We start from the raw sequence: 3,199 nt of genomic DNA, 5'->3' as shown, positions 1-3,199 counted from the left end.
AGCCCGGCGATGCTTTGTTCGAACACGCCGTCGCCACGCTGGCGGTCGACGGCGGCCGGGGAGTAGCACGGCAGCGAGGCCGTGACTTCCACGCCCTGTGCGGCCAGGAAGGCGGCCAGGTCTTGCTGACCGGGCTCGGACAGGATGGTCAGGTTGCAGCGGTCGATGACCTTGGCGCCCAAGGCTCGGGCGCCCCGCACCAGATCGCGGAAATGCGGGCTCAGCTCCGGCGCGCCGCCCGTCAGGTCGAGCGTCGCGAGCCGGCGCGCGCGCAGCACCTCGAGGACTAGGGCAACGTGGTCCGCGTCCATCATCTCGGTGCGGTTGGGCCCGGCTGCCACATGGCAGTGGAGGCAGCTCTGGTTGCACTTGTAGCCCAGATTCACCTGGAGCGTCTCCAGCCGACGGCGGCGGATGGGCGGGAAGTCGGTGGCGGCGAGCAGGGGGAGCGTGGCGTGCATGGTGCGTCTGATCCCGCGGGCGTAATGGCCCGATGCAGGCCAATACGCTCCAGAACCTGGAATGGTTACAGGCGCCTTCCGCCTGGACGGTGGAGGCAACACCGATTGGCGGGAATCTCATGCGGCCGCCTGGCCGAGGCGGGTCTACGGCCACGGCAGCTTCGAGCGCTTCGAGGACCAGACCCGGGCGAACCGGCGCGACTGCCACATCGCCGCCAGCACACCGCGCCAGCCGAACGTGGCCGTCACGGCATGGCGCGCGCGGTCGGCATACGAGCCTTGCACCGCAGCCGTGCCCTGGCGCTCGGACAGTTGCAGGTTGATCACGTTGCCGATCAACCCCAGGTGCGTCAGCGCCTGCGGGAAGTTGCCGAGCATGCCGCCGTCGGCGGTGTCCACTTCCTCGGCATAAAGGCCGACATCGTTCGCGCAGCTGACCAGGCGCTCGATCATCGGGCGCGCCACGTCGACGCGGCCGGCTGCCAGTTCGGCGTCGATGAGCCACGAGGTGCACACCAGGAACGCGCCCTCCTCGCCGTCCAGGCCGTCTTCGCCCACGTAGCGCGCGACGAAGTCGCCGCGGCCCAGCACACGGCGCACGCGGGCGATGGTTGCCTCCAGCATGCCCGACGCCATCTCGAAGCCGAGCATCGGCGCCAGCAGGACCGCGGCGTCGGTGCTGCCGTCGTAGGCCTGCTGAAGCGCCCCGTCCTTCGGGCAGATGCCGTGCGCGCGGATGTCGTCCGCCACTTCGCGCGCGAGGCCGGTCCATTCGCCGCCCAGCAGCCGCGCGGCGCGGTCCAGCCCGACCCAGCTCATCAGCTTGCCGTGCACGTGGTGGCGCGGCGGCCCGCGCATCTCCCAGATGCCCTGGTCCGGCTCGCGCCAGTGCGCGGCGACGAACTTCGCGACCGCCGCGAGCAGGCGCCGGTACTGCGGGGCAAGCCGACCGCCCAGGCGCTGGTACATCAGCGACAGGTCGAGCATCTGGCCGTAAACATCGATCTGGTGCTGCAGGTACGCACCATTGCCGGTGCGCACCGGCGCACTGCCCCGGTAGCCCTCCAGATGGTCCAGCGTCGCCTCGTCGAGCTTCAGCGCACCGTCGATGCCGTACATCGGCCGCACTTCGGGCAGCGAGCGCACGATGGCGCGCAGCAGGTACTCGTGGAAGCACTGCGCCTCGCCGCTGTAGCCCAGCACCGCCAGCGCGTAAAGGGCGAACGACGAGTCGCGCACCCAGCAGTAGCGGTAGTCCCAGTTGCGCTGGCCGCCGACGGCCTCGGGCAGCGACGTGGTGGGCGCCGCGACGATGGCGCCGGTCGGCGCATAGGTCAGCAGCTTCAGCGTCAGCGCACTGCGCCGCACCGCTTCCTCGAAGGGACCGCGGTAGCGGCAATAGGCGATCCACTCTTCCCAGAACGCACGCGTGGCGGCGAAGAATTCGTCGACGCGCGCGGTCGGCGGATCGCCCTCGACGGCGTTACCGGCCAGCACCAGGTCGCGCCGATCGCCGGCGCTGACCCGGAACCCGGCATGCGCGCAGTCGCCATCGACGACAAAGGCCAGGTCGCCGAAGAGCGTGGGCATTTCGGCGCCCGCGCGCAGTGCGCCGTCTTCGGCCACCAGCGTCAGCCGCCTGCGCGCGAATTCGCACGACGGCCGGTATGCGGTCTCGAGCTCGACGCTGCCCTGCAGCCCTTCGACGCGCCGCACGATCCAGGCCGGCGCGTTCAGGTGCACGTAGTCGTTGACACCGGCGTCGAGCCGGCGGCCGACGGGCATGAAGTCGGTGACGGCGACGCAACCCGACGCCGTGCTGAACTCCGTGCGCAGCATGTTGGTGCCGGGCAGGTAGGCGCGCGCGGCGGTGTGCGCGCCACGCGGGCGCAACGACCAGAACCCACCGCGGCCGGCATCGAGCAGCCGGCACAACACCGGGTCGGCGTCGAAGCGGTGCAGCGTCGCCCAGTCGATGCTGCCGTCGCTGCCGATCAGCGCCGCGCCATGGCAGTCGCCGATCAGCGCGTAGTCACCGATCGGCCGGTAACGTGGCGAGCGGGCGCCGCCCGCCGCGCCCGTCTCAGCCGTTGTCACGGAAGGCGGGATACAGGCTCATCCCTCCGTCGACGAACAGGGTGGTGCCGGTCAGGTAGTCGGCTTCGTCCGAGGCCAGCCAGACGGCGGCGCGTGCCACGTCGTCGGGCTCGCCGATCCGGCCGTAGGGAATCAGCTTCAGCAGTGCCTGCTCGGCTTCGGGCGTGTCCCGCGCGTCCTCGTTGATCGAGGTCTTGATCGCGCCCGGCGCGATGGCGTTGACGCGGATGCCCTGGGCCGCGACCTCCTGCGCCACACTTTGCATCAGCAGCGTGACACCGCCCTTCGACGCCGCGTAGTTGGCGCGGCCCGCCCAGGGGATGCGCTGGTGCACCGAGCTCATGCAGATGATCTTGCCCCGCGCCCGGGACACCGGCGCCACCCCCTGGGCCAGGAAGCGCCGAACCGCCTCGCGCACGCAAAGGAACTGCCCCGTCAGGTTGACGTCGAGCACGCCTTGCCACTGCGCGAGAGTCATGCTGGCGATGGCGGCGTCCTGCTGCAGGCCGGCGTTGGCGACGACGATGTCGATGCGCCCCAAGGCACCGTCCACCGCCTCGAACAGGCGCTGAACCGCGGCCTCGTCGGCAACGTCGGCCTGCACCGTCATTGCCTCGCCGCCCGCCGCACGGATCTTCGCC

General features: G+C 70.8%; 3 protein-coding genes. All 3 read right to left on the bottom strand.

What is annotated here, in order from left to right; translation table 11 throughout:
* On the bottom strand, positions 1-461 hold a 461-nt coding region (locus H0W38_RS19500; RefSeq protein WP_292457281.1), incomplete at its 3' end, for a radical SAM protein.
* Positions 462-605: 144 nt separating this feature from the next.
* Positions 606-2,558: a glycoside hydrolase family 15 protein gene (locus H0W38_RS19495; RefSeq protein ID WP_292457279.1), complete on the bottom strand. Its 1,953-nt coding sequence runs from the start codon at positions 2,556-2,558 to the stop codon at positions 606-608.
* The coding region (locus H0W38_RS19490) for an SDR family oxidoreductase (RefSeq protein ID WP_292457277.1) at positions 2,545-3,199 on the bottom strand (655 nt) is incomplete at its 5' end. The genes H0W38_RS19490 and H0W38_RS19495, both read right to left, overlap by 14 nt.

The sequence above is a fragment of the Methylibium sp. genome, from assembly GCF_013817365.1.
In the GTDB taxonomy this organism is placed as follows: domain Bacteria; phylum Pseudomonadota; class Gammaproteobacteria; order Burkholderiales; family Burkholderiaceae_C; genus Methylibium.
The sequence above is the reverse complement of the archived record's forward strand: the minus strand, read 5'-3'. Positions and strand labels throughout refer to the sequence as shown.